Here is a 4,520-nt window from a genome sequence, read left to right as displayed (position 1 = left end):
CGGGGAAGGGCGGGGATGCAGGTGCTGTTCATCGGCGACGACTGGGCCGAAGACCACCATGACGTGGAGATCCAGGATGAGTCGGGCCGCAGGCTGGTGGCCGCCCGGCTGCCGGAGGGTGTCGAAGGTATCGCCAAGCTGCATGCTTTGGTCGCTCGGCACGGTGCTGAGGACCTGGACCCGGTGCGGGTGGTGGTCGGCATCGAGACGGACCGGGGCCCGTGGGTTCAGGCGCTGATCGCTGCTGGCTACCAGGTCTACGGAATCAACCCGAAGCAGGTGGCCCGGTTCAAGGAGCGGTACGGCACCTCAGGGGCCAAGAGCGACCGCGGCGACGCCCACGCGCTTGCGGACATGGTCCGTATCGATGGTGCCCAGCTGCGGCCGGTGGCCGGGGACAGCGAGCAAGCCCAGGCCGTGCGGGTCGTCGCCCGCGCCCATCAGACCCTGATCTGGGAGCGGACCCGGACTTTCCAGCGGCTACGGAGCACGCTGCGCGAGTACTTTCCCGGCGCGCTGGCCGCTTACGCCGGGCTGGAGCTGACCAGCACCGATGCCCTGGAACTGCTGATCAAGGCACCGACGGCCGACCAGGCAGCGAAGCTGACGAAACAGCAGATCACCGCTGTCCTGGCCCGGCATCGCCGCCATCGCCGGGAGCAGAGAGCCGCAGCGATCCAGGCCGGGCTGCGTGAGCGCCAGCTCGGCGTCCCCACACCGGTCGCCGCCGCCTACGCTGCCGCGGTGGTGGCGCACGCGAAGGTGCTGATCGCGCTCAACGAGCAGATAGCCGCGCTGGAGGAGCAGGTGAGCGAGCATTTTCTCGCGCACCCGGACGCTGAGATCTACCTGTCGATGCCTGGCATCGGCGAGATCACCGGCGCCCGGGTGCTGGCCGAGTTCGGGGACGACCCCACCCGCTACACCAGCGCAAAGGCCCGCAAGAACTACGCCGGCACCAGCCCGATCACCCGCGCCTCGGGCAAGACCCACACCGTCCAGGCCCGCTTCGCGCGCAACGACCGCCTCGCTGACGCCCTCCACAAACAGGCCTTCTCCGCGCTTAGCTCACCAGGTACCCGTCGCTACTACGACAAGCAGCGTGCCCGCGATGCCGGCTACAACCCTGCCCTGCGCCAGCTCGGCAACCGCCTCGTCGGCATCCTCCACGGATGCCTCAAAACTCGCACCCTCTACGACGAGGCCACCGCCTGGTCACACCACGCAACCCTTCCCAGCACCGCTTGACACCGCTTCGGCATGGGATGTCTCAAGCGCTACATCGCCCGCGAGCTCTACCCGATCGTTGTCAGAGCCGCTCATCCCACAACTACTACGCGCGACGCCAGTTGACATCCATAGGGGCATCAGTCTGCCCTTGCACGCCCTCGCCTAGGACAACCTCGCCTCGGCGAGTCCTGATCTGCTGCGCGATGGTCACCACCACACCGGCCCTATTAGACACTCCGAGCAAGTTCACCCCAACGAGCCGAAGTCATTCGTGATCCTGGACGGCACGCTGCTGCCGATCGACCGAATCGCGGCCGACCGGCCCTTCTACTCTGGGAAACATAAGAAGCACGGCATGAACGTGCAGATCATCACCGATCCCGCCGGGCGACTGGTGTGGGCATCGCCTGCACTGCCCGGCGCGGTCCACGACATCAAGGCCGCGCGAACCCACGGCATCATCGACGCCCTGGAGGAAGCCGGCGTGGAGTGCTGGGCCGACCAGGGTTACCGGGGCGCCGGCGGCACCATACGGCTGCCCTATTGGGATCGCTGGGAGACGCTTTCCGCAGGTCAGCAGGCTGTCAACCGCTCGCATGCGAGAATCCGTGCGCTCGTCGAGCACGCCATGGCCACCCTCAAGACCTGGCGACTCCTGCGCAAACTGCGATGTTCCACGACTCGCATCACCAGCCTGGTTCAGGCCGTCCTCACCCTGCATCTGACCTGCTCAAACTGAGGTTGGAAACAGCTCACTGCGTCGCATCGCTGATGAATTGTATTCGATCGCAAGGAGAAACCCGCACGTCCTGCAAGGATTCCTCGAAGAACATCCTCGCGCGGAATTGGCACTCCGCGATGCGTTCAACTGGAGTTCGGACCCGAGCGGACTTCTCTACAGTGAAGGGATAACCTTGCAGGGCATCCTGTCCTCTTTCTCGGATGGCTCCGACCAGACGTTCACGCATAAAGAAGTTCCCGATTGGAGAAATCAGGAATTCCATGACGATGACGACATGCTCTACGCCACGGAAGACCATTGATGAATGTCTCTGTCGGTCGTAGGGTGAGCCATCCACACCGGGGTGGCCATGAGCGACTCCTGCGCCCGAAGATCACGGCTCCGTCGTTCCCGCGGTCGACCCGATGTAGAAGGTATGGGCTTGATGCTCCGACTTGACCATGGTGGTGAATTCATGATGGTTCGGCGGATACGCGCAGGCACGACTCCCGGTGATCATGGAGTGTAGAGTTCCCTGATCACCACAACGGAAGACCGTGCCTGCTGCGTCAGCAGCACCTATGCACACTGGGCTGGGCCAGCTCACCGGTTCCGATCCGGCCCGCCCCGACGAACCGCCCGGCCTGCTGGACCGGCTGTCGGTCTCGTTTGCAGCTTGCGTGGTCCCGTCCGGATTCGATCAGTCGATGTCTCGGGCACCGGGCTCTTCGAGGAGCCGGGCTGCGAGGTCGTCGGCCCACTCCACGGCCCAGGTGCGCAGAGCGGCGATGGTGGCATCGTCGAGTCCGTAGGCGGCGAAGGCTTCGTCGTCGGTCCACTCTGCGCCGGTGAGGTTCGCCTGCAGGTCCTCGTGCTCGAAGCGGCCACGGGCGTGGCGGTGGCCGAACTCCTCGAGCTCGGCGTTGTTCCAGCGGCGGGAGGCCGCGAACACGTCGATCAGGTCGCGGGGCGCACCGCGGTCGGCGAGCGCGCGGACCTTGGTGCCGATCACGTCCTCCTCCGCGAGGACGGGCCCGTACGGGCTCTGGGCGATGGGCCGCCAGAAGATCTCCTTGAGGATGTCGACCTCGCATTCCTGCCCGCTGGCTGGGTCGGTCACGGTGAAGCGGGCGGACAGCGGGGCGGTCTCCAGTGCGTGCACCTTCCACCCACGGGCCTCCAGGCCGGCGCGGAGCGTGGCGGCGATGTCGGCCATGGGCGCCGGGTTCTCGGTGGCAACGTCGAGGTCTTGGCTGGGGCGGTTCACGATGCGGTGTGCCCGCACGGCGTATCCGCCGGTGAGGACCAGGGGATACGGGGAGCCGAGGGCGATCACATCTGCCAGGAGCCGCGTGTGCAGCTCCGGCATGTCCGTCACGCGGCTGCCCGGGTGTGGGAGGCGAGCTCGGGAAAGGCGTCTTCCCATACGGCGCGCACGGTACGGCCGACGAGGGTGCGCAGTACCGGCCACAGCTGGAGGAGCAGGTCCTGGTCGAGGTAGTGGGGCAGGTCGTCGCGCAGGCCCTCGTGCAGGACAGTGCGGTACAGGCCCATGCGCTGGCGGGGTTTGCCCAGGTCGTACGACGTCATCCCCGACCAGGCCAGGTGCAGCGGCAGCTCCACGACACCGTGGGTCGGGCCGTGCAACTCGTCCAGCGACTTCGGCAGACGCCGCCGGAACTTCTCCCGGTACAGCGCGAGGTCCTCGGCGACCTCGCCCGACAGTACGCTCTGCGTGGGTGTGGGGTGCTGTGGGCTGGCGGGCATGCCTCCATTATGGCCGTCGGAGCAGTGGCGTGGGTCATGACGTGCGAGTCGGCTTCCGGAACGAGCGAGGCGGCGCCGAGCGAGGGCGGTGCTGGGTCCACCACTGCCGCAGTGCCGGGTGCCTGCGCCGGTGACTTTCTGTCCCCTCCCCGCGCCCCGCTGATCTGGTGCTGCCGGGCAGGGGGACTTCTGGCGGTAACCCCTCGGGGCGAAGGGCCTGCCGAAACCGACGAGACTGGCTGTGCGCCGTGACCGACGTGGATCGAAGGTATCGATGCTGGTCATGGCGGGCTCCGGCACGCCGGCAGCCACCACGATGCGGTGCTGCGTGATGACATTCAACGCGCCGGTGAACTTGAGCAGTTCGGCGATCTGCTTGGGCAGAGCGTTGGGATCGAGGATCGGCCCCATACTGTCCTGGGGAAGCATGGCCCAGGTGGAGACCTGGACCGTCTGGTACAGGCGGACCTCTACGAGCTGGCCCCCTCCCCGCCGTCGGTACACCCCTTCCAGGCGTCGGCCCATCTGCGCCACCTCCGATACCACCACCCAACCCGATGCCTGACCGGCTGGGCCTGGCGCAAGCCTCGTCTTTCAGGGCGGGGTAGGCCGGAACGGTCTGCAGGGCGAGGCTGTCCTGGCCGGTGTTGTCAGTGCCGGGCAGTAGGTTGATCTCATGCAGCTCCGGTACAACTTCCGGGTGTACCCCGAGCCTGCACAGCGTGATGCGCTGGCCAGGGCGTTCGGGTGCGCCCGCGTGGTCTTCAACGACGGTCTTCGGGCCCGTCGGGAGGCACACGCG

General features: G+C 66.9%; 5 protein-coding genes and 1 pseudogene. 3 read left to right on the top strand and 3 right to left on the bottom strand.

Translation table 11 applies throughout. The annotated features are described in order from the left end of the window. Positions 1-21 precede the first annotated feature (21 nt). Positions 22-1,248: an IS110 family RNA-guided transposase gene (locus tag FNH09_RS44790; RefSeq protein WP_162470059.1), complete on the top strand. Its 1,227-nt coding sequence runs from the start codon at positions 22-24 to the stop codon at positions 1,246-1,248. Positions 1,249-1,492: 244 nt separating this feature from the next. Beyond that, positions 1,493-1,969 (top strand): annotated as a pseudogene (locus FNH09_RS44785) (transposase family protein); the annotation flags it as partial. 13 nt (positions 1,970-1,982) lie between these two features. Here FNH09_RS44785 and FNH09_RS44780 read toward each other — a convergent pair. The 3 genes from FNH09_RS44780 to FNH09_RS44770 form a co-directional block, all read right to left on the bottom strand. Then, on the bottom strand, positions 1,983-2,234 hold the full coding sequence (locus tag FNH09_RS44780) for a hypothetical protein (protein WP_152895614.1): 252 nt from the start codon (positions 2,232-2,234) through the stop codon (positions 1,983-1,985). 417 nt (positions 2,235-2,651) lie between these two features. After that, positions 2,652-3,320: a nucleotidyl transferase AbiEii/AbiGii toxin family protein gene (locus tag FNH09_RS44775; protein ID WP_202919891.1), complete on the bottom strand. Its 669-nt coding sequence runs from the start codon at positions 3,318-3,320 to the stop codon at positions 2,652-2,654. Between the two features lie 5 nt (positions 3,321-3,325). Further along, the gene (locus tag FNH09_RS44770; protein ID WP_152895616.1) at positions 3,326-3,718 is read right to left on the bottom strand and encodes a hypothetical protein; all 393 of its coding nucleotides are present in this window, start codon (positions 3,716-3,718) and stop codon (positions 3,326-3,328) included. Positions 3,719-4,394: 676 nt separating this feature from the next. On the opposite strand from FNH09_RS44770, the gene FNH09_RS44760 reads away from it, so the two are divergent. After that, on the top strand, positions 4,395-4,520 hold a 126-nt coding region (locus tag FNH09_RS44760), incomplete at its 3' end, for a helix-turn-helix domain-containing protein (protein ID WP_152895612.1).

This window comes from Streptomyces adustus (assembly GCF_009377175.1).
Lineage (GTDB): Bacteria > Actinomycetota > Actinomycetes > Streptomycetales > Streptomycetaceae > Streptomyces > Streptomyces adustus.
This window is presented reverse-complemented; position numbering and strand designations above follow the sequence as displayed.

Excerpts from the sequence above, each read along its gene's own strand:
- FNH09_RS44780 (WP_152895614.1), bottom strand. The coding sequence starts at position 2,234 with ATGGAATTCCTGATTTCTCCAATCGGGAACTTCTTTATGCGTGAACGT.
- FNH09_RS44775 (WP_202919891.1), bottom strand. The coding sequence starts at position 3,320 with ATGCCGGAGCTGCACACGCGGCTCCTGGCAGATGTGATCGCCCTCGGC.
- FNH09_RS44770 (WP_152895616.1), bottom strand. The coding sequence starts at position 3,718 with ATGCCCGCCAGCCCACAGCACCCCACACCCACGCAGAGCGTACTGTCG.